Source organism: Clostridium estertheticum subsp. estertheticum (assembly GCF_001877035.1).
Taxonomy (GTDB): domain Bacteria; phylum Bacillota; class Clostridia; order Clostridiales; family Clostridiaceae; genus Clostridium_AD; species Clostridium_AD estertheticum.
In genome coordinates this window covers 3,207,207-3,233,735 of sequence record NZ_CP015756.1, presented here as the reverse complement: position 1 = coordinate 3,233,735, position 26,529 = coordinate 3,207,207, and the positions used below count along the sequence as shown (strand labels likewise).

32 protein-coding genes are annotated in these 26,529 nt (G+C 29.6%); 26 read left to right on the top strand and 6 right to left on the bottom strand.

Annotated features, from left to right (window positions below; translation table 11 throughout):
* The first annotated feature begins 6 nt into the window (after positions 1-6).
* The 4 genes from purM to purD all read left to right on the top strand — a co-directional run bounded on the left by purM (position 7) and on the right by purD (position 4,434).
* A complete protein-coding gene (gene purM / locus A7L45_RS15145; protein WP_071613572.1) occupies positions 7-1,005 on the top strand; it encodes a phosphoribosylformylglycinamidine cyclo-ligase in 999 nt (332 codons plus the stop codon).
* Positions 993-1,601 carry a phosphoribosylglycinamide formyltransferase gene (purN, locus tag A7L45_RS15140; RefSeq protein ID WP_071613571.1) on the top strand — a complete coding sequence of 203 codons (609 nt, stop codon included), beginning with the start codon at positions 993-995 and terminating at the stop codon, positions 1,599-1,601. Before purM ends, purN begins: the two co-directional genes overlap by 13 nt.
* Before the next feature lie 14 nt (positions 1,602-1,615).
* Entirely contained in the window at positions 1,616-3,118 is a 1,503-nt protein-coding gene (gene purH, locus A7L45_RS15135; RefSeq protein ID WP_071613570.1) for a bifunctional phosphoribosylaminoimidazolecarboxamide formyltransferase/IMP cyclohydrolase, read from the top strand.
* 71 nt (positions 3,119-3,189) lie between these two features.
* Positions 3,190-4,434, top strand: a complete 1,245-nt coding sequence (purD, locus tag A7L45_RS15130) for a phosphoribosylamine--glycine ligase (protein WP_071613569.1) — start codon at positions 3,190-3,192, stop codon at positions 4,432-4,434.
* A gap of 120 nt (positions 4,435-4,554) precedes the next feature.
* Here purD and A7L45_RS15125 read toward each other — a convergent pair whose 3' ends face one another.
* Positions 4,555-5,316, bottom strand: coding sequence for a TSUP family transporter (locus tag A7L45_RS15125; RefSeq protein WP_071613568.1), 762 nt, complete (start codon positions 5,314-5,316; stop codon positions 4,555-4,557).
* A 283-nt stretch (positions 5,317-5,599) separates the two neighbouring features.
* Between A7L45_RS15125 and A7L45_RS15120 the strand changes: the two genes are divergently transcribed.
* The 15 genes from A7L45_RS15120 (at position 5,600) to A7L45_RS15050 (ending at position 17,325) form a co-directional block, all read left to right on the top strand.
* Positions 5,600-5,926, top strand: a complete 327-nt coding sequence (locus tag A7L45_RS15120) for an RDD family protein (protein ID WP_071613567.1) — start codon at positions 5,600-5,602, stop codon at positions 5,924-5,926.
* 17 nt (positions 5,927-5,943) lie between these two features.
* The gene (gene rlmD, locus A7L45_RS15115; protein ID WP_071613566.1) at positions 5,944-7,299 is read left to right on the top strand and encodes a 23S rRNA (uracil(1939)-C(5))-methyltransferase RlmD; all 1,356 of its coding nucleotides are present in this window, start codon (positions 5,944-5,946) and stop codon (positions 7,297-7,299) included.
* 176 nt (positions 7,300-7,475) lie between these two features.
* Positions 7,476-7,913: a dUTP diphosphatase gene (gene dut, locus A7L45_RS15110; protein ID WP_071613565.1), complete on the top strand. Its 438-nt coding sequence runs from the start codon at positions 7,476-7,478 to the stop codon at positions 7,911-7,913.
* 357 nt (positions 7,914-8,270) lie between these two features.
* Positions 8,271-8,573 carry a GNAT family N-acetyltransferase gene (locus A7L45_RS15105; RefSeq protein ID WP_071613564.1) on the top strand — a complete coding sequence of 101 codons (303 nt, stop codon included), beginning with the start codon at positions 8,271-8,273 and terminating at the stop codon, positions 8,571-8,573.
* A gap of 56 nt (positions 8,574-8,629) precedes the next feature.
* On the top strand, positions 8,630-9,532 hold the full coding sequence (locus tag A7L45_RS15100) for a P-loop NTPase family protein (RefSeq protein WP_071613563.1): 903 nt from the start codon (positions 8,630-8,632) through the stop codon (positions 9,530-9,532).
* 100 nt (positions 9,533-9,632) lie between these two features.
* Positions 9,633-10,157 carry a DNA topology modulation protein gene (locus A7L45_RS15095; protein ID WP_071613562.1) on the top strand — a complete coding sequence of 175 codons (525 nt, stop codon included), beginning with the start codon at positions 9,633-9,635 and terminating at the stop codon, positions 10,155-10,157.
* Between the two features lie 124 nt (positions 10,158-10,281).
* Positions 10,282-11,034, top strand: a complete 753-nt coding sequence (locus tag A7L45_RS15090; protein WP_071613561.1) for a class I SAM-dependent methyltransferase — start codon at positions 10,282-10,284, stop codon at positions 11,032-11,034.
* Positions 11,035-11,164: 130 nt separating this feature from the next.
* Positions 11,165-11,362: a hypothetical protein gene (locus A7L45_RS15085; protein ID WP_071613560.1), complete on the top strand. Its 198-nt coding sequence runs from the start codon at positions 11,165-11,167 to the stop codon at positions 11,360-11,362.
* Between the two features lie 5 nt (positions 11,363-11,367).
* The gene (locus A7L45_RS15080; protein WP_187350198.1) at positions 11,368-11,715 is read left to right on the top strand and encodes a hypothetical protein; all 348 of its coding nucleotides are present in this window, start codon (positions 11,368-11,370) and stop codon (positions 11,713-11,715) included.
* Positions 11,716-11,845: 130 nt separating this feature from the next.
* Positions 11,846-13,006, top strand: coding sequence for a MerR family transcriptional regulator (locus A7L45_RS15075; RefSeq protein ID WP_071613558.1), 1,161 nt, complete (start codon positions 11,846-11,848; stop codon positions 13,004-13,006).
* Positions 13,007-13,238: 232 nt separating this feature from the next.
* Entirely contained in the window at positions 13,239-13,919 is a 681-nt protein-coding gene (locus A7L45_RS15070) for an IS607 family transposase (protein WP_071613557.1), read from the top strand.
* Entirely contained in the window at positions 13,888-15,414 is a 1,527-nt protein-coding gene (locus A7L45_RS15065; protein ID WP_071613556.1) for an IS200/IS605 family accessory protein TnpB-related protein, read from the top strand. Before A7L45_RS15070 ends, A7L45_RS15065 begins: the two co-directional genes overlap by 32 nt.
* Positions 15,415-15,713: 299 nt before the next feature.
* Positions 15,714-15,959: a GrpB family protein gene (locus A7L45_RS15060; protein ID WP_071613555.1), complete on the top strand. Its 246-nt coding sequence runs from the start codon at positions 15,714-15,716 to the stop codon at positions 15,957-15,959.
* Between the two features lie 184 nt (positions 15,960-16,143).
* On the top strand, positions 16,144-16,374 hold the full coding sequence (locus tag A7L45_RS23300) for a hypothetical protein (protein ID WP_071613554.1): 231 nt from the start codon (positions 16,144-16,146) through the stop codon (positions 16,372-16,374).
* A gap of 180 nt (positions 16,375-16,554) precedes the next feature.
* Positions 16,555-17,325 carry a class I SAM-dependent methyltransferase gene (locus tag A7L45_RS15050; protein ID WP_071613553.1) on the top strand — a complete coding sequence of 257 codons (771 nt, stop codon included), beginning with the start codon at positions 16,555-16,557 and terminating at the stop codon, positions 17,323-17,325.
* 101 nt (positions 17,326-17,426) lie between these two features.
* Here A7L45_RS15050 and A7L45_RS15045 read toward each other — a convergent pair whose 3' ends face one another.
* Positions 17,427-18,467: a D-alanine--D-alanine ligase family protein gene (locus tag A7L45_RS15045; protein ID WP_071613552.1), complete on the bottom strand. Its 1,041-nt coding sequence runs from the start codon at positions 18,465-18,467 to the stop codon at positions 17,427-17,429.
* Positions 18,468-18,777: 310 nt separating this feature from the next.
* Entirely contained in the window at positions 18,778-19,314 is a 537-nt protein-coding gene (locus tag A7L45_RS15040) for a GNAT family N-acetyltransferase (RefSeq protein ID WP_151554042.1), read from the bottom strand.
* A 669-nt stretch (positions 19,315-19,983) separates the two neighbouring features.
* Here A7L45_RS15040 and A7L45_RS15035 point away from each other — a divergent pair.
* The 6 genes from A7L45_RS15035 to A7L45_RS15010 all read left to right on the top strand — a co-directional run bounded on the left by A7L45_RS15035 (position 19,984) and on the right by A7L45_RS15010 (position 23,354).
* Positions 19,984-20,325: an ASCH domain-containing protein gene (locus A7L45_RS15035; protein ID WP_071613551.1), complete on the top strand. Its 342-nt coding sequence runs from the start codon at positions 19,984-19,986 to the stop codon at positions 20,323-20,325.
* Between the two features lie 233 nt (positions 20,326-20,558).
* Positions 20,559-21,014: a GNAT family N-acetyltransferase gene (locus tag A7L45_RS15030; protein ID WP_071613550.1), complete on the top strand. Its 456-nt coding sequence runs from the start codon at positions 20,559-20,561 to the stop codon at positions 21,012-21,014.
* A 119-nt stretch (positions 21,015-21,133) separates the two neighbouring features.
* Positions 21,134-21,493 (top strand): GNAT family N-acetyltransferase, encoded by a 360-nt coding sequence (locus A7L45_RS15025; RefSeq protein WP_224616909.1) that lies wholly within the window; start codon positions 21,134-21,136, stop codon positions 21,491-21,493.
* A gap of 132 nt (positions 21,494-21,625) precedes the next feature.
* The gene (locus A7L45_RS15020) at positions 21,626-22,054 is read left to right on the top strand and encodes an NUDIX hydrolase (RefSeq protein ID WP_071613549.1); all 429 of its coding nucleotides are present in this window, start codon (positions 21,626-21,628) and stop codon (positions 22,052-22,054) included.
* Positions 22,055-22,131: 77 nt separating this feature from the next.
* Positions 22,132-22,491, top strand: coding sequence for an inorganic pyrophosphatase (locus A7L45_RS15015; protein ID WP_071613548.1), 360 nt, complete (start codon positions 22,132-22,134; stop codon positions 22,489-22,491).
* A 23-nt stretch (positions 22,492-22,514) separates the two neighbouring features.
* A complete protein-coding gene (locus tag A7L45_RS15010; protein WP_224616911.1) occupies positions 22,515-23,354 on the top strand; it encodes an aminoglycoside adenylyltransferase domain-containing protein in 840 nt (279 codons plus the stop codon).
* Between the two features lie 97 nt (positions 23,355-23,451).
* Here the strand turns inward: A7L45_RS15010 and A7L45_RS15005 are convergent, their stop codons facing one another.
* From A7L45_RS15005 to A7L45_RS14995, 3 genes are read right to left on the bottom strand one after another with little or no spacing between them, the layout of a single operon-like run.
* On the bottom strand, positions 23,452-23,736 hold the full coding sequence (locus A7L45_RS15005; protein WP_071613547.1) for a YciI family protein: 285 nt from the start codon (positions 23,734-23,736) through the stop codon (positions 23,452-23,454).
* Between the two features lie 39 nt (positions 23,737-23,775).
* The gene (locus A7L45_RS15000; RefSeq protein WP_071613546.1) at positions 23,776-24,639 is read right to left on the bottom strand and encodes an MBL fold metallo-hydrolase; all 864 of its coding nucleotides are present in this window, start codon (positions 24,637-24,639) and stop codon (positions 23,776-23,778) included.
* 15 nt (positions 24,640-24,654) lie between these two features.
* Positions 24,655-25,488, bottom strand: a complete 834-nt coding sequence (locus tag A7L45_RS14995) for a methyl-accepting chemotaxis protein (protein ID WP_071613545.1) — start codon at positions 25,486-25,488, stop codon at positions 24,655-24,657.
* A gap of 411 nt (positions 25,489-25,899) precedes the next feature.
* Between A7L45_RS14995 and A7L45_RS14990 the strand changes: the two genes are divergently transcribed.
* Complete coding sequence (locus A7L45_RS14990; protein WP_071613544.1) at positions 25,900-26,226, top strand: putative signal transducing protein; 327 nt, start codon at positions 25,900-25,902, stop codon at positions 26,224-26,226.
* Positions 26,227-26,529 lie beyond the last annotated feature (303 nt).

Genomic DNA, 26,529 nt, shown 5'->3' with positions numbered 1-26,529 from the left:
ATATTTATGATAACTTATAAAGATGCAGGTGTTAATATTGAAGAGGGATACAAATCAGTAAAATTAATACAAGAATATGCAGCGGCAACATTTACAAAAGGTGTTTTAAATCATTTAGGAAGTTTTGCTGGTATGTTCGAAATAGGAGAGGGTTATAAAAATCCTATTTTAGTTTCTGGTACTGATGGAGTTGGAACAAAACTTGATATAGCATTTAGAATGAAAAAATATGATACTGTAGGTATTGACTGCGTTGCTATGTGTGTTAATGATGTCCTTTGTCATGGTGCAAAACCTCTTTTCTTTTTAGATTATATTGCTTGTGGTAAATTAGATTCTAAAGTATCGGCTCAGCTTGTAAAAGGTGTGTCAGATGGATGTATTCAATCTAATTGTGCACTAATAGGTGGTGAAACTGCTGAAATGCCAGGCTTTTATAGAGATGGTGAATATGATATGGCTGGATTTACTGTAGGAATAGTTGATAAACATAAAATTATTGATGGCTCTGCTATCAAAGGTGGATATTCACTTATAGGAATTGAATCCTCAGGTCTTCATAGTAATGGATATTCATTAGTTAGAAAGTTAATACCAAATTTGGATGAAGATTTTAATGGAGATAAGATTGGAAAGACTCTTTTAACTCCAACGAAAATATATGTAAAAACTGTACTAAGTCTTTTAGATAAATTTGATATAAAAGGTATGGCACATATAACTGGTGGCGGTTTTTATGAAAATATACCAAGAATGTTTAATGGAGCTTTCACAGCAGTAGTTGATAAAAACAGCTTTAATACTCCAGACATCTGTAAACACCTAATGTCTCTTGGAGTAACAGAGGAGCATATGTTTAACACATATAATATGGGAATAGGATATGTATTATGCGTTGAAGATAAAGATGTTGTAAAAATCATAAAGACTATTAATGATTTAGGAGACAAAGCATATAAAATTGGTCATGTTGAGGCTGGAGGTGCAGGAGTTTGCTTAAAATAGCCGTATTAGTATCAGGTGGCGGAAGCAACCTTCAATCTATTATAGATAATATAGAAAGTGGGTACTTAAACTGTTCTATAGAGGTCGTAATTAGTGATAAAAAAGATGCATATGGCATAGATAGGGCAAAAGCTAAAAATATAAAAACATATATATTAGACAGAAAGCAGTATGGGAAAAGTATGTCAGCTGAAATATTAAAAATTCTAGATGGAAAAGTAGATTTAATAGTACTAGCTGGCTTTTTATCTATACTTCAAGGTGAACTTCTCTCAGCATTTAAGGGCAAAATTATAAATATACATCCAGCTCTTATCCCATCATTTTGTGGTGGGGGTATGTATGGATTAAAAGTACATGAGAAGGCTATAGAATATGGAGTTAAAGTTTCTGGGTGTACTGTCCACTTTGTAGATGAGGGTACAGATTCTGGTCCAATAATAATTCAAAAAGTTGTAGATGTTTTTAGCACGGATACAGCGAAAGATCTGCAATTAAGAATTTTAGAACAGGAACATAAGGCATTACCCGAAGCTATCAAATATATAAGTGAGGGAAAAATAAGGATTGAAGGAAGAAAAGTACTAGTTATATGAAAGGTGGAATTTTAATGATTAAAACAGCACTTATAAGTGTGTTTGATAAAGAAAATATTTTGGGGCTTGCAACATCACTTCAAAACAGTGGTGTAGAGATTATATCCACAGGCGGAACATTTAAGTATTTAAAAGAAAATGGTATAAAGGTTGTGGAGATTTCTGATGTTACGGGATTCGAAGAAATATTAGATGGAAGAGTTAAAACATTACATCCAGTTATTCATAGTGGAATACTTGCTATTCGTGATAATAAAGAGCATATGGCAACTATTAAAGCTAAAGGAATAAAACCTATTGATATGGTAGTAGTTAATCTTTACCCCTTCTTTGATAAAGTTTGCGAAGATATAAGTTTCGAGGAGAAAGTTGAATTCATTGATATTGGTGGACCAACGATGCTAAGAGCAGCAGCTAAAAACTTTAAAGATGTTATTGTATTAAGTGATGTTTCTGATTATGAAAATATAATAAAAAAAATGGATGCAAAAGAAGAAGTAGATTTTGATACTAGAAAACACCTAGCAGGTAAAGTGTTTAATTTAGTATCAGCTTATGATGCAGCTATAAGTAATTTTTTACTAGGAGAGGAGTCTTACCCAGACTATCTTTCTATATCATATAAAAAGCAAATGGATCTAAGATACGGGGAAAATCCTCATCAAAGTGCAGCTTATTACGTTAAGACAGCAGGAAATGGAGCAATGAAAAATTTTGAGCAGTTAAATGGCAAGGAGTTATCTTATAATAATATAAAGGACATGGATATTGCATGGAAGGTAGTATGTGATTTCGATGAAATTACTTGTTGCGCTCTTAAACATAATACACCATGTGGCGTGGCGATAGGTAGTAGTACACTTGAGACCTACAAAAAGGCATATGAATGTGATCCAATGTCTATTTTTGGAGGCATTGTTGCTTTTAATAGAAAAGTTGATAAAGAAACTGCGCTTGAGCTTAAAAAGATATTCTTAGAGGTAATTATTGCACCAGACTTTGATGAAGATGCATTAGAGGTATTAAAAGGTAAGAAAAATTTAAGAGTTGTGAAGTGTTTAAACAAATCAGAAGGCACTATTAATATGGTTACTGTTGATGGCGGAATACTAGTACAAAGCTCAGATGATAAATTAGCAGAGGAAATAAAAGTAGTTACTAAAAAGAGCCCAACCCAGGCTGAGGTGAAAGATCTAATATTTGCTATGAAAGTAGTCAAATATGTTAAATCTAATGCCATTGTAGTAGTTAAAGATGGTGTAACTAAAGGAATCGGAGTAGGCCAAGTTAATAGAATATGGGCAGCAGAGCACGCTTTAGAAAGAGGAGTAGATGCAACAGTTATGGCATCAGATGCATTCTTTCCATTCGGAGACGTTGTAGAACTTGCCGCAAAATATAATATAAAAGCTATAATTCAACCAGGTGGTTCAATTAAAGATGTACAATCAATAGAGATGTGTGATAAAAATGAAATCGCTATGGTATTTACGGGAATTAGACATTTCAAGCACTAATCATAACTTCATGATGGGATAACCTAGTTATTCCATCAATTTTAGTTTATATAGATAAAGGAGATGGAATAATGAAGGCATTAATTATTGGTTCTGGTGGACGCGAGCATGCTTTAGCATCAAAGGTTGCAGAAAATTCTAATGTTCAGGTGGTTTATTGTGCACCTGGTAATGGTGGGACATATAAAGAAAATAAGTGTGAGAATATTAATATTACGCAGATAGATGAGCTTTTATCATTTGCTATTGAAAACAAGATAGATATTACAATAGTTGGATCAGAAGAATGGCTTGTACAAGGAATAGTAGATAAGTTTAATGAAAAGGGACTTAAAATATTAGGACCATGTGAAAAAGCGGCAAGACTAGAGGGAAGTAAATCCTATTCTAAAGAATTTATGAAAAAATATGGCATAAAAACAGCTGCGTATGAAGTATTTGAAGATGAGAACAAAGCTATAGATTATCTTAAAAATTGTGAATATCCTATAGTAATTAAGGCAGATGGACTAGCAGCAGGAAAAGGGGTAGTTATCTGCAATGATTTTCTCGCAGCTAAAAGTAGTATAAATGACTTTATGGTAGTGGATATATTTAAAGGCAGTGGGAAGAAAATTATAATAGAAGAATTTTTAGAAGGTGTTGAGGCATCTATACTCTCTATAACAGATGGGAAAGTTATACTCCCATTCGTATCTTCAAAGGATCATAAACAAATATTTGACGGAGGAATTGGACCTAATACAGGAGGTATGGGAGCTATAGCACCAAATCCATACTGTACTAAAGAAGTATTAGATGAATTTTACAAAAATATATTGTTGCCTACTCTTAAAGGAATTCAAGAGGAAAAAATGGATTATAGGGGCATAATATTTTTTGGTATAATGATAACTAAAAAAGGTGTATATTCGCTGGAATACAATGTAAGATTTGGAGATCCTGAGACGCAAGCGGTGCTACCATTAATGAAGAGTGATTTTACGGAACTTGTAATTAGTGCGATAGGTAGAGATCTTGAAAACTTTGAGTTGTTGTGGAAAAAGGGATATTCTTGCTGCCTAATTACTGCATCAAAAGGTTATCCTGGAAAATACAATACTGGATATGAAATAAGTGAATCTGGAAAATTAGAAGGTAAATTATATTTAGCAGGTGCTACCTTTGATGATGGTCTTTTAAAGACAAATGGTGGAAGAGTTCTAGGAATAACAGGATTTGGTGAAACACTCGCAAAAGCAAGGGAAATAGCTTATGCTGATATGAAAAAAGTTCAGTTTCATGGAATGTATTATAGAAAAGATATTGGAAAATAGAAATAAAAATTAGGGAATTTCATACTTGAAAATTTAGATAATAAAAAGTGCGATTAGTTATTATTCGCACTTTTTATTCATTAATAAGAAAAATTCAATAAAAATGGTGGTTGATTATATTTAGAGATATTTAAAAAGGCCTGTAAGCATTTTTAAGGCAACAGCTAAAGACATAGTTACAAAAATAGGTTTTATGAGTTTTGAGCCTTTATTTAATGCAACGATTGTCCCCATTTTAGCACCTATAATCATAGAAATCGCTACTGGTAATCCTATCATATAATTTATTTTACCGCTTAGGGCAAATAATATAAGAGCTGTAATATTGCTGACAAAGTTTAAAATTCTTGCATTAGCAGAAGAAGCTACAAAGTTAAAACCAAAGATACTTATAAATCCAAATACTAAAAATGAACCAGTTCCGGGACCGAAAAATCCATCATAAAAACCTAAAAAGAGTGCGAGGATTACTCCAAGAATAACATTTTTTTTAGTGAGGCCTTGGAATTTATCTTCTAATCCCAAAGACTTGGAAAAGAGAGTATAGATTCCAATAAACATGATAAGAATTAATACTAATGTATTTAAAAACTTTTGGTCTATATGTAGAACTGCTTTAACACCTAATATAGAGCCTATAAAGGTGAAGGGAATAAGATATTTTAATAACTTGAAATTAGCCTTTCCTGATTTTATAAATTGTAGCGAACTAGTAAAAGAACCAGCAGTAGCACTGAATTTATTGGTTCCAAGCACCATGTGAGGAGGTAAACCTGCAAGCATAAAGGCAGGCATACTTATTAAACCACCACCTCCAGCAATGGAATCTACAAAAGAAGCTAAAAAGCCTGCCATACATAAGAGGATAATTTTAGTAATCATGTAACACCTTCCTAATTTTCAATAAATTAAAACAAATAATAAGGGTTTCCTTTATTATAAATGATTGTTAGTATAAATTAAAGAGTCATATTGATGAAATTTAAATTAAATAAACACCAAAAACAACAGGCAAATACATCAAGATACTTAATAAACTATTGATTTATATGTCAAAAATACGTATTATATATAGGTGGAGTAAAAAATTATAAGCATTTTATAATGGGGAATTAAAAAAATAAAAGTTAGCAAAAATAATAATATAATAATAGGGGGAATTAAAATGTTAGAACAAGAAGAAAAAAAGGTAAATAGTAAAGACGGTCAATCGGTTAAATCCAATTCTAATAATGCATCAAGACCTACTTTTTTAAACACTTTTATGGCTAGCCTTATAGATTTAATAGTTATAGGTGTGGCATCAACAGTAGTAGTATTTTTAGCAGATGCTGTGCTTAGAATATCAGGATTTGCATTAACTCAAAAATTTGGAATGATATTTGTGATTTTTATGGTTGTTATGGTATTATACATGAGCATTATGGAAAGTGGAAAAATGTCTGCTACACTTGGTAAGAAAGCATCAGGACTATTTATTACTAAACGATAGGAGTTTGTGAAAAAAATATGCAAAAAAGAAAAGAATATGAATTTAATATAGAAAAATTAGAATTTCCAGCACAGGGAATTGCATACTATGAGGGTGAAAAGGTACTGATTAAAAACACATTACCAGGTCAAAAGGTAATTGCTAAAGTATCAAGAAAGAAGCCAGTAGGGGTAGAAGCAAAACTTGTAAAAATACTTGAAGATGTAGACTATAAAGTTGAACCTCTTTGCAAAATCACTGAATTTTGTGGAGGATGTAGCCATCAATTTCTTTCTTATGAAAAGCAATTAGAATTTAAAAAACAACAAGTTCTAAAATTATTTGAAGATGCAGAAATCAAAGATTATGAATTTTTGGGTATACAGCAGAGTCCTGAACAATTCGAGTATAGAAATAAGATGGAATTCACTTTTGGAGATTTTAGAAAAAATGAAGAATTAACTTTAGGTATGCATACAAAAGGAAGAAGTTTTAGCATAGTTACTGTTGATGATTGCAAAATAGTTGATGTAGATTTTAGAGAAATTTTAAAATTAGTATTAAACTATTTTATAGAACTAAAATTACCACACTATAATGTAATGGAGCGTAAGGGTTATTTAAGAAACTTAGTTATCCGAAAGGCTAAAAATACTGGTGAGATACTGGTTAATTTAGTAACTACATCTCAGATAGATTTAGATCTTAGTGAAATTACGAGTAAGCTTAAGGAATTAAAATGTGATGGAGTTATTACCGGAATAATGCATACATATAATGACTCATTATCAGATATAGTTCAAGCTGATAAAACTGAAACATTATACGGTAGAGAGTACATTATGGAAAACATATTAGATCTTAAGTTTAAAATCAACCCTTTTGCTTTTTTTCAAACTAATTCAAAAGGTGCAGAAAAGCTTTATAGTATAGTTAGAGACTTTTTAGGTGATTCAGAATCAAAAGTTGTATTTGATTTATATTGTGGAACTGGAACTATAGGTCAAATTGTTGCAGCTAAAGCTAAAAAAGTTTTAGGAATTGAATTAATAGAAGAGGCAGTTGCTGCTGCAAATGAAAATGCAAGAATTAATGGATTAGATAATTGTGAGTTTATAGCAGGTGATGTAGCGAAAATTATAAAAGATGTCCAAGATAAACCTGATAGCATTATCTTGGACCCTCCAAGAGCGGGTGTTCACCCTACAGCATTAGACTATGTAATAAAATTTGATGCACCGCACATAGTTTATGTTTCCTGTAATCCTAAAAGTCTAGTTGTTGATTTAAAAGAAATGATTAATAATGGATATAAGGTGAATAAGGTAATATTGATGGATATGTTTCCTCACACACCTCATATAGAAACTATTGTTGATATAGTTAAGGCATAGGATTGTATCAAAGACTTTTAATAGTAAATTAAAATATATTTCATGTCCCCTCAGACGAGTGTTTGGGGGAATTTTTAATTTATGGAATGACCTTATAAAATTGTAAGTTAAGTGAATTCAATAAGGTTGTTAATTATGTAGAATCAGAGGATCATTCAAGAAAGGGGAATTGATTTATGTTAAATGTAAAAGTAAAAAAAATTAATGAATTGGCTATACTTCCTCAATATGCTCATGAAGGTGATGCAGGTTTAGATTTATTTTCAGTTGAAGAAATGATTATTATGCCAGGTGAAACAGTACTTGTACATACAGGAATTCAAATTGAGTTACCTAAAGATACAGAAGCTCAAATTAGGCCCAGAAGCGGACTAGCTTTAAAGAATTCTATAACAGTACTAAATACACCCGGAACTATTGATGAGGGATATAGAGGTGAAATTGGAATAATTTTAATCAACCATGGTAAAATTAATTTTAGAGTTGAAATGAATATGAAAATTGCACAAATGGTAATAAAGCCAGTTTTAAAAGTTAGTATTGTAGAGGTAGATGAATTAAATTCTACTCAAAGAGGTAAAGGTGGGTTTGGCTCAACTGGGTTTGGTAAATAATACAGAGAATAAAATGAGATAGCTTAGTATTTAAGTTATCTCATTTTATTTTTACAAGATTTTTTTGCTTACCCTTTAAGCACACTAACAGAATATTTAGTCGACGTTTGAATGTAACATTTTTCTTGAGTTTATCTGATTCTGGTATGTTTAATTCCTTTCGGAGTGAATTCTTTAAAAAACCTTTAAAATACTTTTTTTTATAATTTTAACAAAAAATATTGAAATTAACATTTAGTTGTATTATGATGTTCTTAGGTTTGTTCACTGTAGTTAAAGCCTAAACAAAAAGCACAAGTTGTAATCAATACATCTTGTGCTTTGTTTTTCTATATAAAACTACAGTTGCTGATATTCATGTCTAAAAGAGAAGATTTACTGCAAATTAAAGAAGGGTTCACAGAAATCGGTTGGATTTCTAATAAGGTATATTGGAACAATGGTTATATGGCAGAAGCGGTTAGAAAAATCATTAAATATGCATTTAATAAATTAAACACTACTAAAATTATGTCGAACTGTACTAGTAAAAATCGGGCATCCTACAGAGTTATGGAAAAGTGTGATATGACTAAAATTAAAGAGGAAAAGAACTATAAATCCATCAAGCAAGGAATTGAAGTGGAATATAATAAACTAACTTATTGTATTGAAGGATAGTGTTGTTTGAGAAGAAGATGAATTCAATATTTTTTAGAAAATAAAGGAGATAAAAAATGGCAACAAAGTTGATTATTGTAGAGGGTTTACCTGGGTCAGGGAAATCAACAACAGCTCAAATAGTATATGATATTTGTAAAGAAAAAGGTATTACTACAGAACTCTATAGTGAAGGTAATTATAATCACCCCGCAGACTTTGATGGAGTAGCTTATTTTAATAGTGATGACTTTAATATATTGAGACAATTTAATTTAACAAGTAGAGATGTTTTAAATAGAATAAAAATTAAATTTTATAATGGATACCTAATTCCATACAGAAAAGCTATTGAAGAACAACAAATATCATTTGAAGAGAAATTGTTTAATATTATAACTAAAAATGATATATATGAATTGCCAATAGAGATTCATACAGAATTAATAATAAGTAGATGGAAGGACTTTGTTAATAAATACATTAATGAAGATAAGGTTGTTATCTTTGAATGTTGTTTTATTCAAAACCCAATAACAGTAAGTATGGTTAGAAATAATTCTCCTAAAGAGGTTACTATGAATTATATCAATAGTTTGACTGAAATAATTATGCCATTAGAGCCTGTATTAATATATCTAGAGCAAGGTGATATTAAAGTGTCATTTAATACAATTGTATGTGAAAGAACCAAGGAGTGGTTTGAAGAATTTAAAGACTATTATACAAGACAAGGCTATGGTTTATCTAATAATTTAAAGGGGTTAGACGGAGTTATTCAAGTTCTTGAAGCAAGAAAAAGCCTTGAAACCCAGGTTTATGATTCACTTAAACTAATTAAGTATAAAATTGATAACTCTTCATTTAATTTTAATTTACTTAAAGAAAGGATTAGCTCTATTATGGTAGATGTGCTGCCATCTATTAGAGCAAGAAAGAAAGATTGTAAATCGTACCCTAACACTATTAAGACACATTAGCTTCTTTTCTTGGAGGGCTTGAAAATGATCAAATTATTATTTGATAATAATTTTTAGTAAGTGATATTTTAATATGTTTAGAATGAAGGGGGGGATGTAAATGAGTAGTATAGGAAGAAAAATAATGATTATAGGTTCACCAGGTAGTGGCAAAAGTACATTCTCGATGAAGTTGTCAAAAATCACGGGTATTCCTCTTATTCATCTTGATAAAGAGTTTTGGAATAATGGATGGATTGAAACCCCTAGGACTGAATGGGTGAGAAAGCAAAAGAAGTTAGTATCAGGAGATGAATGGATAGTAGATGGTAACTATGGGGGTACTATAGATATTCGTCTTGAAAAGGCTGATACAATAATATATTTTAAATTAAGTAGAGTTGTTTGCTTATTGAGTTACTTTAAACGGGTTATAACAAATTTAGGTAAAATAAGACCTGATATGCCAGAGGGTTGCCCTGAAAAGTTTGATTTTGAATTTATGAAGTATATTTGGAATTTCTCTAATAAACCAGGTCAAATAAATATTGATAAACTTGAAAAAAATAATAAACAGGTAATAGTATTCAAAAATAGAAGACAATCAAAACAGTATATTATAGAAATTTTAAATGGAATAAATTAATGGGAATGTAATCGGTTATATTATTCATTAATGTATATTTTAAGTTAAAATATGATAGTAGTATGGTAATAAGAAATAATTAGAAATACATAAGACAATTGAACCAAAATCGGAGGTATAAAAAATGGATAATGAAAAAATATTAGACCAAAACAGTAAGAGTTGGGATATCATAGCTGATGATTGGTTTGGAGTAACAGCGCTTCCTACTTATGGCCCATTTACTCCTAAAGAGGATGAATTAAATTTATTTGAAGATGTCTCAGGTAAATATGTATTAGATATAGGGTGCGGTAGTGGTCATTCGCTGTGTTATATGGGTGAAAAGGGTGCATCCGAATTGTGGGGAATTGATATTTCATCAACACAGATAAAAAGTGCTAAAGATGTTCTTAATAAAAGCGGTTACTCACAAAAGCTTTTTGTTTCACCAATGGAAAATAATCCTGGGATACCATTAAATTATTTTGATATTGTTTACTCAATATATGCTTTAGGTTGGACTATTGATTTGGAAAAGACAATAAGTATGGTATCTAATTATCTTAAACCAGGTGGGATATTCATTTTTAGTTGGGATAACCCACTTATGCAGTGTTTAGAAGCAAAGGATGACAAGATTTTTTTTAATTGCTCGTATATGGAGGAAGAATTAATAAATATGAAAAAAGGTGGACAACAGATGTCGCTTTATAATTGGAAGTTATCAACATACATAAATGCACTTTCAAACGCAGGGATGAAGGTGGAAAGATTAATTGAGAAAACGGACACAGAAACACTTAATCATGCTGCTAATTTTTCAGAAAAATATTATTCAGCTTTTAAAGCTAAGATTATACCAATGTCATTTATTATAAAGGCTATAAAATTATAAAGTGAATTCTTTTAAATCAGATTTAAAAGAATGCTGTAAACTTGTAGAGAATGAGAGCTCTGAATATAGATAGTACGATACAACATTTAACAAGTGAAATAGTAAAGTAATTAGTGAGGAGTAACTGATAATGATAAGTATGGCGACAATTAATGATATAGATAGTTTTGTAAAATTAAGAATTAAATTACTCAAGGAAGTAAACAACAATATTGAAAATTATGATTGGGACAAATACCTAGAAGTATTAAAAAAATTCTACTATGACAGCTTACAAAACAGGAAAAATTTAGAGAATTTTATCGAGTTCTTAGACCCAATGGAATAATTTCTATGGTAAAACACAATCATGCTGGAAGAATCATGTCCAAGGTCATTTTCGAAAATAATATGGACGAGGCAATCAGGTTGCTTAATGGTGGAGTAAGTAATGTAGCTAATTTTGGTCAGGTAAATTATTGTAATATCAATGATATTACGGGGTGGATAGGTGAATTAGATATTAATATTGAAAAGATGCTTGGAATTAGAACGTTTTTTGCTTTGCACCCGAATAATGAGATTAGATATGACCCAATTTGGCAAGAAAAGATGTTTGAGGTTGAAATGATGGTTTCTGATATAGAGGATTATATAAATATATCTTTTTACAACCATGTTTTGTTAAAAAAAACAAGGTGAATACCCAAATCATATAAAGTATTTATTTGAGTTTCTTAGTTCATATTTTTTTTAGTGTACCACAATAAAAATTTGTATTGACTCTACTCTGAGGTCAGAGTTTATAATACAGTTGAAGGGAGGTAATATCTTGAAAATCAGCGAGTTTGCTAAAAGAGCAGGAGTAACTGTAAAGACGTTACTGTATTATGATAAAATCGGATTATTGAAACCATCACAAAAAACTGACTGTGGATATAGAATTTATTGCGAAAAAGATTTTTTGGTACTTCAACAAATTACTACTTTAAAATTTATTGGTCTATCTTTAAGTGAGATAAGAAAGATTTTGCATGAAACAGAAGCAAATTTAGAAAATATGATCATTATTCAAAAGAAAGCTTTAGAAGAAAAGAAAAAACATATAGAATCAGTTATAACTGTCTTTAACAAGGCCGAGAACCAAATAAAAGAAAATGGATTCTTAGAGGTTGATAAACTAATTGATATTATCAAGATAACTAATATGGAAAATAAGGTAATTGAGCAGTATAAGACTGATGAAAATCTTAATTTAAGGGGTAATCTTCATAGTTATAATACAAATAAGACAGATTGGAATACCTGGTGCTTTAATCAAATGAAAATCCCCACTAAAGCCAGAATACTGGAACTTGGATGTGGAACGGGGGAGTTGTGGAGTAAAAATAGTCATAATATAAATGAGGAATGGACAATAACTTTATCAGATTTTTCTAAAGGTATGCTAAGTAGCACAAAAAATAGATTGGACTTAGTAGATGGTAATTTCTTATATGAGGAGATTAATGCACAAAATATTCCTTATGAAGATGAAAGTTTTGATGTAGTCATAGCACGACATATGCTTTATTTTGTACCAGATATTACGAAAGCTATATCCGAAATAAAGAGAGTTCTTGTTAAAGGTGGCTTGTTTTATGCAACTACTAACTCGGGCGAAGCTATGGCCGAATTAAATGAACTTGTAAAAAACTTTGATTGTAGTATGGGATTGCATGATAATGGAATGTGCAATAGGTTTGATTTGGAATGTGGACAACTGTTGCTAAAAGAATATTTTAGTGAAGTTAAGGTGGGTACTTTTGAAGGGAAAATAATAGTAGATAATGCTGAACCAGTGGTAGCTTATAAAGCTTCTTCTATAAAGGGGAGTTCGGTACTTATGGGGGAAAAGAAGCGTGAGTTTACAAAGTATGTAGGAGATTATATTAAAGAAAAAGGAAAGTTAACAATAACTACAAAATCGTGTATTTTTAAAGCAAAGAAATGAATTATTATATACATTATTTTTATTAAATGACAGAAGGAAAAATATAATAAGCAATTATAAATTTAAGAAAATGAGGTCTTTATATTTAAGGGAGGAATAGGGAGATGCATAAATTTGATATATTGTGGAGGTATAAGCAGTAATAAAATAATTGTACATTTATAGACATATATGAACCAAAAGGTATAGTAATTAATACTATTGGGTAAAATAGTATTAGAGGTGAGTAAATATGCATGAATATGTAAGTATAACAAAAGCTGCTCAAATAATAGGTGTAACACCTAAAACTATGAGAGTATGGGACAATGAAGGTGTGCTTAAAAGTTATAAAACACCAAAAGGTCATAGAAGGTACTCTTTAGATGAAATTGAGTCATTAGCACTGGGAAGAGTATCTAATGTTGTTAATATAGATAATAAGGTTTATATATATTCAAGAGTTTCAACAAGAAAACAATGTGAAAGTGGTAATTTAGATAGACAAACACAAAGATTACAAAAATATTGTTTAGATAAAGATTATGAAGTTGTTGAAATCTATAACGAAGTTGATTCTGGTCTTAACGATAGAAGACCCAAGCTAAGTAAAATGCTATCTAATTTGGACAGCGTAAGTAAAATAATAGTTGAATATCCAGATAGATTAGCTAGATTTGGTTTGAATTATCTAATTTTAATGCTAAAAAACATAGGTATTACCGTGGAGTTTGTCGAAGATGCTAAAAGTAAATCTATAAATGAGGATATGACCAAAGATATTATAAGTATAATAACATGTTTTTCTGCTAAATTATATGGTGCTAGAGGTCGAAGAAAAGTAAAAAAAACCTTAGATGAACTAGCCATGCCTAAATTAATAGAAAAGGCGGTGAATGTAATTGAAGGCGACTCTAAGATGTCTACTTTATAATCCAAGTAACGAAGACTTTGACTTAATAAGTGACATGATGAATCATTTTTGCAAAGCTAAGCATTTTGCTTATAAGCGTCTTGAAGAAAATAGATTTACAGAAGGTTTTAAAATCCATGAATTGAGTAAAATTGTTTCTGAAAACTACGGTTTAAATTCAAGGCAATCTAAAGATGCTGTGGAACAAGCTAGACAAACAATGATTTCCCAGGTACAGCTATTAAATTTAAGAATAACAGAATATGAAGGCAAAGTAGAAAAACTTCTTAAGAAATTTGATAAAGGAGTTAAGTTAGAACAAAGACATGGTCTAATAACTAAATTAGATAAAAGGCTTAGAAAACTTTGTACTTATTTAACTCACAAAACAAATAATACGTTACCTTCAGTTATATTTGGAGGCAAAGAAAATTTCTACAACCGTTGCAAGGGTACAATATCTAAGGAAGACTATCAATTACGTAGAAATAATCAATTTGTTTCTCGTGGTGATAAAACTAAGAAAGGTAATCCTAATCTTAGAATTGTTATTAAAGATACAAATATTTATCTTGAAATAACAACACTTGAATCAACCACAAAAGAAACTAGGTTAAAATCTGACGGTAGCGTTACAAAATCAAAAATAACTTACAAAAAAATATTAACGCCAATATACATTCCACAAAAATTATCTAAAAAAACTGGCAAGATAAATGGATTTAACTATAAAAATAAACTACTTATGCAAGTAGTAAATGAAAATCCATATCAAGTTGAACTACTTCTTAGAGATGGAAAGATATATGCACATGTTACTTTTGAACTAGAAAAAACTGAAGTTACTAATAATTGCCATAATTTCATTATCGGAATTGATACTAATCCAGATGGTTTAGCATTAACTATGATAGATAACAAAGGCAATTATAAATGGCATTATTATTTAAAAAATACAGAACTTTTAACCGCAAGTAGTACCCGCAGAGTAAATCTATGCGGGGAACTAGCTAAATCAGTAGTTTGGGCATCAAAAACTTACGGATGTGGCATTGCTGTAGAGGATTTAAAGTTTATTAATGATAAGGATGTTCATTCAAAAATTGCAAGAAAAACATCACAGTTTTGTTATAGATTAATACTAACTATGCTTGAATCAGCTTGTTATAAAAATGGTGTTGAATTTATTAAAGTTAAACCACAATATACAAGTAAGATTGGTTTATATAAATATTGTCACCAGTATGGAATGGATGTTCATAACGGAGCGGCTATGGTTATAGCAAGGCGAAGTTATGGATTTAAAGAAAAAGTCCCGAAGCTATATAAGGGTTTCTTTAAGCCAATACCAATCATTAAAGATGGAAAATTAACTTATACTAATACGACTTATTCTAACGAATGGAGTAATTGGTTTAATGTTTCTGCGAGATTCAAAATGATACTTCAAAAGGATTGTTACCCAGGATTTGTTATTAAGAATCGTAAAGATATAAGAGATATGATACTTGCTTAATACAAGTAATAACTTAAAATAGAATATTGCATAAGTACACGTTGAGAAAGGCTTATGCAACCTACTATGCTGGGTTAACTGCCCCAATGCTGCTGAACTTTAGCTTTATGAAAACTAAAGGCACGTTGGCATTGCTGATGGTTCTTCGGAATCTAGGAGCTGAGCGAAAAACCTGTGAAAAGCTCGCATCTATTTTCTTACAACTAAACAAAAATTTATTTGAAAGGATAAGGTGCTTAGATTATAAATAATCTGACATGTTCAGATTTGTTTAGATTTAATTAACCAGGTATGTATAAATGGGAAAAGAATTGTCAGAAATGGCGCTGAAAGAATTGTGGGAGTTATTCCCGATAATATTAAAAAAACATAATACAGATTATAAAGAGTGGTATGAAACTGAAAAACAAAAACTTTTAAGTCGTATTGATAGAAAAGATATTAGCCGGATTAATCATATAGGAAGTACTTCGGTTGAAGGTTTGATTGCTAAGCCAACAGTCGATATTTTGTTGGAAATAGATAATGAAATCAATATTGAATAATTAAGAGATACCCTACTACATAATGGTTGGCTATTGATATCATTTGAAAATAAGCCATGCATGAAAATGGTATTTAATAAAGGGTATACGAAAGAGGGGTTTGCAGAAAATATGCTAAAATAATTTTCATAGTATTATTGGAAATTCACAGTTTAATTATTCATATAAACAGTTAGATGATGCTATGGAAAAAGCTTCTGTTCATATTAATAAAATACTATTAGTAGAAAATGAAGAACAGGAGTTTTTTATGCTTAAGAAATTTTATGGAATCGCATTAGATGAAATTAATTATTCAAAGGCTAATAATGAAATTATTGAACTTTTAGCAAGAGATAATGTCTATAATGATGAAAAATTTTTATTCTTTGATGATGTAGAATCTTCATTAAAAAAGTTAAAAGAAAATTTTTAGATGGTTTTACAGAAACACATGACGTGGGAAGGTGGTGACTCTTATGAAAAGAATAAAGCTAATTAAATACTTGGTGCAGTTAACATAATCTGATAGCAGATTGTACCGAGATAGTTAAATTTGGCATCAGATAACTGCACTGCTTTTCATCAAAATTAATTATGAAAAGGGGTTTATGTTATGGAATATATGAAGTTAAAAGAGTACTGGTTGTCAGAAGAGAAAAAGATATTTGAAGGGTGGAATTTTTCATATATTGGTGAAAGAAAATCGGAAGAACCCTTACATTGGAATTATGATAAGATGGTTCACCAATATTTAAGTGCCAATTCAATTTTATTGGATATGGGAACTGGTGGTGGGGAACATTTATTGACGCTAAAGCACCCTTACAACAATACATTTGCTACAGAGGCGTATCAACCTAACTTTGAATTGTGTAAAAAGAAACTAACACCACTTGGAATTGATGTTAGACAAGTTTTTAATGATAATTATTTGCCATTTGAAAATGACATGTTTGACGTCATAATAAACAGACAAGCGTCTTTTGATATGAACGAAGTTTATCGATTGTTAAAACCGAATGGCTTGTTTATTACTCAGCAAGTTGGTGAATTAAACAATAAGGAACTAAGAAGGTTTTTAATAAGTGATTTTAATGAAACTAACGCCAATGAACACAATTTAAAAAATAATCTGGATTTAATAAAAAGTAAAGGTTTTACTATTTTAAAAGCAGATGAGTCTTTTCCAAAACAGAGATTTTTGGATGTGGGAGCATTGGTTTATTATGCGAGAATTATCGAATGGGAATTCCCTAAGTTCTCTGTTGATAGTTGTTTTAATCAATTATGTCAATTGCAATCAATAGTTGAGCAAAAGGGCTTTGTTGAAAGCAAGCAACATAGATTTGTAATTGTTGCTCAAAAATTTAACCACATAAATTGAATTTAAATGTTGTTTTATATGCTAAATTTAATGTTATTTAAGATTTAAAGTATGATATTAAACACCGTAAATTCAGTATGAATAATACGGTGTTTAATGGATTATTTTGTTCTAGCATTAACAATGATATTGCACAATTCTATATATGAAATACCATCAGCTAAAGCTTCTTGAGGAATTAGACTTGTAGGTGTCATACCTGGAAGCGTATTAGCTTCAAGACATATAAATTCATCTCTCTCATCTAAAATAAAATCAATTCTAGAATATGTCCCAAGCCGTAAAGTTTCACATATTTTTAATGCTAGACTCTTAATCCTATTTGTATCGTATTCTGAAAGATTTGCAGGGCATATATCTTGAGTTAATCCCGCTTGATATTTATTCTTATAATCATAAAATCCTTCTTTTGGTATTATTTCAATAACAGGTAATGCTTTCCCATGTAATAAACCTACAGAAAACTCTCTACCTACTATCATTTTCTCGATAAGTAGACTTGATTCAATTTTATTAGCTGTAGCAATTGCAACTTCAAGCTCCTCAATATTATGAACAATTGATACCCCTATACTTGAACCGGCACTACAAGGTTTCACTACACACGGTATACCAATCGTTTTAACTATATATTCTGTTGTTAGTGGATTTTTACTAAAAGTTAACCATTTAGCTGTAGGAATACCTACTTGGTGCAACAGTTTTTTTGTTAAATCCTTATCCATTGCAAGAAGGCTACCAATATAGCCAGTTCCAGTATATTTAATTCCCAGTGAATCAAAAGTTGCCTGTATTTGACCATTTTCCCCCATTGAACCGTGTAGAGCTATAAATACAACATCAGCAAATAGGCAAAGAGGTAATACATTTTTACCTATAAGAGAATCCCCATTGTTGCTTTTTCTCTTTATTTCATTTAAATCAGGCTCGGTACCTTTAACATTATAATAATATGGCTTCCCAGTAATGTTATCTTCAAATAAACTTTCAAATTCGCTTTCGTTTGTTCTTAAACCTTCATATACATCTAATAGCACCACATGGTGACCAGCTTCTCTAAGAGCATTAGCAATTTGACTTCCAGAAGATAATGAAACGTCCCTTTCTGGACTTAATCCGCCTGCAAGTACCACGATTTTCATAACCTAACCCCCATAATTTTTTATTCTCATTAATAAAATAATATACTTCTTATGAAATGATATTAACCTATCATATCAAATAGATATTAATTATGTTCTATTATATAAGCTCAACATATCCCAATTAATCTTTTAATCTACATTTATGTTCGTATCCTCGAACTTCAAACTTAACGCCTACATAATATGACAATGCTTAATATGTGCTATAATTTCCACCTGGAAATATAACGACTATTTGATTATCTCCCATATCGTTATACAATTGTGACGTAGTTGAAGAATGTTTCGACATAACTATAAATGATGATTAGTTACATATTATACATTCGGACTTTAAAATACCATACTCATAGGTATCTGACCATAAAGGATCTCCATTAATATCTTTCTTAAAATATATATTTTTAATAAGAGTTCCTTCACGCCGCATACCAAGCCTATCTAATAGTTTCCACGAATGAACATTCAAAGGATTACACATTGCCACAATACGTCTCGCACCTAATTGTGAAAAAACTGTATTCATCAATGCCTTTGCACTTTCTGTTGCATAACCTTTTCCCCAATAATTCAGATTAAATACATAGCCTATTTCCCAGGTGTCAAAGTCACCTTTAGCTAAATACAAGTTTCCTATGAGTTTACCACTTTCTTTTAAACATACAGCATAAAATAATTCACCTTTTGCTCTATCTATAGCCTCTTTCTTAGCTTCAGTTTCTGTATACACATTATATGGCTCATATTTTACTACTGTGTCATTTGATAAGTATTCATATAAATCTTTCCAATCCGTTTTATTAAACTTTCTAATAATTAATCTATCTGTAACTATATTATTCAATTTAGTCCCCTCCTGTATTGATTTACTTTAATACTCAAACTTCTAACTTTCATGTATGCTGTTCCTTTCCTCTAAAATATCTATATTATTTATATATTTCTATGGTAAATATCTATAATCTTTGTGTCGGAGTTTTTAACGAAACCGACTTAACTCTATAGAAATTATATCATATTTTCACATCGCTAAATTCCAAAAATGTAAAATATTATTATCGAGAATCTCTTATTTTTATAAGGTTGAAAAATATGCTTAAAACCTAAAAATAAAATCTTTTGCACCTCAAAAAGGAAGCTGTCAAAAATAAGGTTGTGGCGTTTTTCTTTATGATAGAGTTGGTGGATTAGGTTAAACAAAAAAATTAATATCTCAATCTTTATAATTATACTATTTTATGGTAAAATAGTATAATATTCTTAGAGCATTCTAAGAAAACTTATGACAAATATTTGCCTGTTACTTCTAAAATATGAGAAAGATGTTGACTTAGAAGTTTTTATTCCTTCAGCATTATTGCATGATGAAGGGTAGAAGAGAGTGAGGATAAACCAGGGGAAGTTATCATGCTGTATTAGGACGCCACTTATTGAATAAAAAGAATTCTTTATTTGGGTGCGTCACCATGGTAATTTGTTGTGGACCACATTATATAATAGGGGGAAAATTAAAATGGAACATGATATGACTCTGTTTAAAGAACCTTTCAATATGATTAAAAACAGACAAAAGATTATAGAAGTTAGATTGAATGATGAAAAAAGACAAACCATTTGTATTGGAGATTTAATTATCTTTTATAAACTTCCTGATAGGGAAGAAAAATTAACTGTTAAAGTTTTAGATAAATATGTATTTGAGAATTTTGAGCAATTATATAGTAATTTTGATTTTTCTTTATTTGGTTGTCAGGGTTATCTAATGAAACGTATGATTGATGAAACATATGATATTTATACAAAGGAACAAGAAAAAAAATATGGCGTTTTAGGTATTAAAATTTGTTTAATATAAATTAATATCGTTCATAAATAATCTAAAATGGTATAATGTGAAAAAATAAACAAAGGGTTATTGGAAGTTGTTAGAATCCTTCAATAGCAATAGATGTCGCTTTTAAGCTATTAGAATTAGTAACCATCCGAAGAAAAATCAAACTATATTAAAGATATTATGGGGTTTGAAATTTTCAAAAATATTATATGAGGAGAAGGTAAATTGAAAATTGGGTATTAGGGGGTATTAGTGTGAAAATTATTACTAAACAGATTCCTATTGAAAAAATGGAGATTTTAAGAGAATCATTAGATAAACTTCATAAATACCATAACAGTAAATCAGAATATTTTTCTGGTGATTATCCAAGAATAACGTTTGAAGAGCGTGTAGAAATGTATAGAAAAAACGCAAAATTAGGAGAATACAGAATTGAGTTATTGATTGACGCTGAAACAAACAATATTATAGGATTTTGCATAGCATTTATCAAAAGGATTTGCGGAAAGGTAGAAGTTCTTTTTGTTGATGAACAATATAGAAGAAATGGATTAGGTGTCAAATTAATGAGTAGTGCCATGGAGTGGTTTGGTGAAAATCATATAAATGATATAGAACTTACAGTAGTATATGGGAACGAAGCAGTATCGTTTTATCAGAAATTAGGATTTTATCCACGTTCAATTATTATGACAACAAAACCATAAAAATATATAAGTATTTATCTTATAGTATTCTTAAACAGAGCAAAACATGAATACAATATATTGCATTTGAGATGTAAAGGTGGGGAGAAAAAGCTGAACCAAAACATAGTGTATCAAAATTGGCGATTTGTGATTCTAAATTTATATATGAAAATTCAAATTATAAAGATTTTATATCTATGCCATATATCATTGAGACAATAACAAATGGAGTAAGTTCATGTATACGTTATATGGATAAATTAATAGCTTGGGGGATTACACAAGACGATGGAGCTATAGGATTTTTGCATGTTTTACCTGAATATAGAAAGATGGGATACGCGCGAGATGTAATGATAGATTTAATTAACAAAGTTCGTGATGAAAATAAAATACCATTTGTGCATATTGAAGAAGAAAATGAAAGATCTATGAAGTTAGCAATGAGTTTAGGGTTTAAAAAAGATCGAATAGTAAGTTGGTTCGAGATAGAGTAGAAGTAGAAAAAATAATAGTAACGGTTTATTAATTTTATTACCTATGGATTATTAAAAATAGTTTTTATAAATTGTGTCACACTGGTATTTAATTTTGTACTGCAATTATAGAAATGAGTGGGGGATAAATCTATGAAAGTAGAATTTTATGAGTTAGGAAAGGTTGATGAGGAAAGCCTTAAGTGTGCAGTAATATCAAGTGTGTATAAAGGGAAATGGATTTACGTTAGAGAAGAGCAGAGTGAAACTTGGGAGATTCCAGGTGGGCATAGAGAGATAGGCGAAAGTATTGTTAATACTGCTAAAAGAGAGTTATTTGAAGAAACTGGTGCAAAGGAATTTAACTTAATACCAGTCTGCGATTATTCAATTTGTGATTTTTATATGAATAATTCTAATGACAAATCATATGGAAGGCTATTTTTTAGTGAAGTAAAAGAGATAGGTGGTTTACCAATTTCAGAAATATGTGAAATTATGATGTTTGACGGGTTACCAGAAAATTTAACCTATCCTGAGCTTAATTCACTTATGTATAAAAAAACATTCCATTTAAAATAAAATACTTGATATACAATTTTTTGAAATTTTGTAGCAATCGTGAGTTTATGGATATTAGAATGAGTGGAGGATAAATAATGGATTATAATAACAAAGGATTTTGGAGTATGTTAGACGATTTAGTAAGCGGTTCTGAAATAGTAATAGATAGACCTAAGGGTTCAAGGCATCCTAAATATCCTGATATGTTATATGAAGTTGATTATGGATATTTAAAGAATACAACTTCTATGGATGGCGGAGGAATTGATATATGGAGAGGAACGGATGAAAAACATGAAATAGATGGGATTATATGTATTGTGGATTTGTTGAAAAAAGATTCTGAAATCAAAATACTGAGTGGTTGTACTAATAATGAAAAAGAAACGATATATAGATTTCATAATAAATCAGAGTTTATGAAGGGGATTTTTATATCAAGGGAAGGAGCATAATCATATTTGTTGGAGGTCTCTAAATGGAACTTTGGGGTAAAATGAATAGTATTCCAGAAAGCGTTAAGACAATATTGCAAGAGTATTTAGATTTGTTTGAATCAGAATTGCCGAATTTTTTAGAATCATATTATATCTATGGTTCTATTACATTAGGTGCATTTAATTATGGGCTGAGTGATATTGATTTTATAGCAGTAGTTAAAAGAAAAGTTACAGAATTAGATATAGAGGTTCTAAAAAAAATTCATAGCAATATTAAAAAAAAATTTCCTGAAACAGATTTAATGGGACTTTATGTAATGGGCAATGATCTTCAATTAGAGTATGAAAATGAGAAATCATGCCCTTGTTTCATAGGTGGAGTATATAAAGGTCTTGAAAAATTTGAGAAAAATTCAATTGACGCTTTTCAACTAAAAAAATATGGTTTAACTGTTAAAGGGAAAGAAATTGATAATATTGATTTTAACGTAAACTGGGACATCTTAATTCATGATATGAGAGAAAATCTTAATACTTATTGGCTTAACTGGAATGATGACTGTAAGAAGTTTTTATCCGAAAAATACATAGGCTTATTTGTTGATTTAGGAATGATTGAATGGGGAGTTTTAGGTGTTTCTCGTTTATATTACACATTCAAAGAACGAGATATGACATCGAAAGTAGGGGCAGGTGAATATATACTACAGAAAGTGCCTCAAAGATGGCATAAGGTAATTAATGAGGCAATGAGATTACGCAAGGGTAATCCAAAGTCATACTATAAATCTATTTTTGAGAGACGAGTAGATGTTTTATCTTATATTGACTTCATAATACAAGAAAGCAATAATCTTTTTAATGATAAAAGGTACTAAATTAATTTGTTTTCAAAAGCAATATCGAATCACTACATAAGACTATATTCATTTTAATTTTTTTAAAAGTAATGTAGCCTTATTATGTGAAATGTTTTTAAAGAAAACGTTCTAATCCATCAGCACATTTTGTAGGTAGGAATTCAATTATTTCATATTCTGCAATTTTTTTAATGAAAAACGGATCTTCTCCTATTATTGATTCAACTTCAGTTTTATTTTTTGCATTGCAAATAATTGTTCCACCTATCCTTGGGTTTCTTCTACCTGAGAAAATAAATTTTTGTAATGAATAAAATTTCTCTAAATATTCTATGTGAGAACTTATCTCTTTGTCAACTTCCTCAAGTGGTTTTATATATGTTAACATTAAAATATACATTTTTCTTCTCTCCTTTATGTTAGAATAACATTTATTATATTATTCTAACCTTAAGATTGTTCCTGTTATATTCATAAATGAATTCTTACAATTCTCATGAAACATTTTCACAGCTTTGTCTCCTGTGCAATGAGATAAACCTAATAAATTTACATTTAAATTATTTATGCATTCAATTGACTTATCTACTCTTTCTTCATCAGCTTCTATAAGATGTGTCCCACCAACTATTCCTACTATTTTTTCTTTAGTTATTTCTTGAATAGTCTTTACAATATTTAAAAATCCCGGATGTGCACAGCCAAGTAAAACCACTATTCCATCTTTAGTCTTAAGTCCTACAGCAATTTCATCGTTAAAAGTATCAATTTTATAATCATTATCAATTTTAAGTTTCATATTTTTATTTAATTTTTCAAAATCATAATATTTGTTAAAATTAGAAAATACAAAAACATCGTCACTTACTTCTAGAGTGTCAGCTTGTACGAAATTTATAGAAATTCCTTTACTTTGTAAATATTCTTTATTAAAATCTATTCCCACATATGTATATCCCGTTTCCTTTGAAAAATCCGATTTAAGACTGCCGTCAGAATAATGAAATTTGTTGGAATTTTGAAAGAAATGTTCACTCACTATAATTTGAGGAGTTATATTGTAAGTTTCAAGTAATCTTCTTACACCACCACAATGATCATAATGAGCATGACTTAAAATTATAACATCTATACTTTTAAGATCTATATTTAACTTTTCAGCATTTTCAATAAAATTTCCTGTTTTTCCTGTATCGAAAAGAATATTACACTTTTCAGTTTCAATAAACATAGAAATACCATGTTCATAGTTTAACTTTTGATTCTCATCTTGAGTATTTTCTATTAAAGTAGTTATTTTCATTTTAGAGCCCCCTTTCTACATTTTTGAAGCAAATTCATTTAAAATTGTAGCAGTAGAATTAAGTTCTTGTACTGTAGCAGTAATTTCTTCGAGTCCAGATGATTGATTATCTAATATTAAATTCGAATCATTAAATCTCAAATAAATTTCATTTATTGAATCTTGAATAGTATTTAACATGCTATTAATTTGCTTCGCAGATTCTTTAGTTGATTGTGAAAGTTTTCTAATTTCATTTGATACTACACTAAACCCTTTTCCAAATTCTCCTGCTCTAGCAGATTCTATTGCAGCATTTAATCCTAACAAATTCGTTTGTTTAGCAATACCTTCTATAAAACTTAATACTTCATCAGTTTTTTTAGAATTATCCTTTGTTATTTCAATGAATTTTTGAATACCTGAATTTGTTTCAGCTATTTTTTGAATTCCTGATGTCATATCAAATAAATTAGTACTTATTTGTGATAATGAATCTGATAATGTATTTGATAAATTTGACATTTTTTCTTTTTTACTCAAACTCATGCCTATTATCATTGTTCCTGATATTTTATCATTTTCAAATACCGGAACTGCCATTGTCTTTAATGGAACTCCAAAAACATTTTTAGGTACTATAACTGATATTGGTTTTTTCTCTTTTAAGCATATATCTGCTGCACAACCAACTGGTATTGCATCCCCTGTTTTTGATGACATTTTTAGATTTTTACAATCTTGTACTAAAAGGAACTTTTCAGTATTGGATATTGTAAATACTAATTCATCCTCAAAATAATGCTGGAAATATGGCATTAAGTTATAAAACGATTGTAATAATTTATTGTCTTCTATTGTATTTATCATAAAGTCACTTCCTGAATTTTTTTACAGTAATAAATTTGAATATATCACCATATTATACAATTATAAACCCTCTATTACTATTTATCAATTGCTAAAAATACCTTAGAGCATATTTAGATTGTTGTAAATCAATAAATATTCCTTCTCGGAACGTCATTAAAAAATGTGGATTCATTTATGAAGGAACATTACGAGATTTCTTTTATATGGATGGACAATATGTAGATAGGCTATATTATTTGATTTTGAAAGAGGAATTTATCTCCAGAATTAAGTTGGCATAAATAAGCGAAGACTAAATAGTAAGTACAGTTAGGACACATTTTTATTTAGTGTTACATCAATCCGAATTTTACTATATGAATAATTGTAGAATAATCCGTATAAAATAAAATTTTAAGGAGGTATAAAATGTTTTGTCCAAAATGCAAATGTGAATATAGAGAGGGATTTAATTTCTGTTCGGACTGTAAAATTGAATTGGTTGAAAAATTACCAAGCGAAGAATTGTCAAGTGAAGAATTTGAGTATTCAGAACTTGTCACTATAGCAGAAACAATGGACTTTTCTATAATACCTATTGTTAAGTCAATTTTAGATTCTGAGGAAATAAGATATTTTATTAAAGGAGAAATGATTAGAAGTATTGCTGTACTTAATAATATTATGGAAATACAAGTCCCAATAGAAGATGCCCAGAAGGCAAAAGACTTATTAAAAGACTTGGATATAAAGTAGATTATATTATTTTGTATATTAGTGGAAGAAAAACGCTTTATTCATAAAAGAAAAACACATTTAATATGAAACGCCACAAACAATAAAAGTTCGTGGCGTTTTTGTTAGTTGTATAATAAATAAATCTTAACTCATCTTTATTTTAATACCATGTTATGGTAATATAACATTAAATTATTATAATATTCTCATTAGTAAAAAAATGTGAAATTAAATTTTGATGTAGTAAGTTGTAGTTTTTTTAAAATGTTATAAATAAGGTTTAACTTATAATCATACATTTACTTTTATGGGCTTATTATA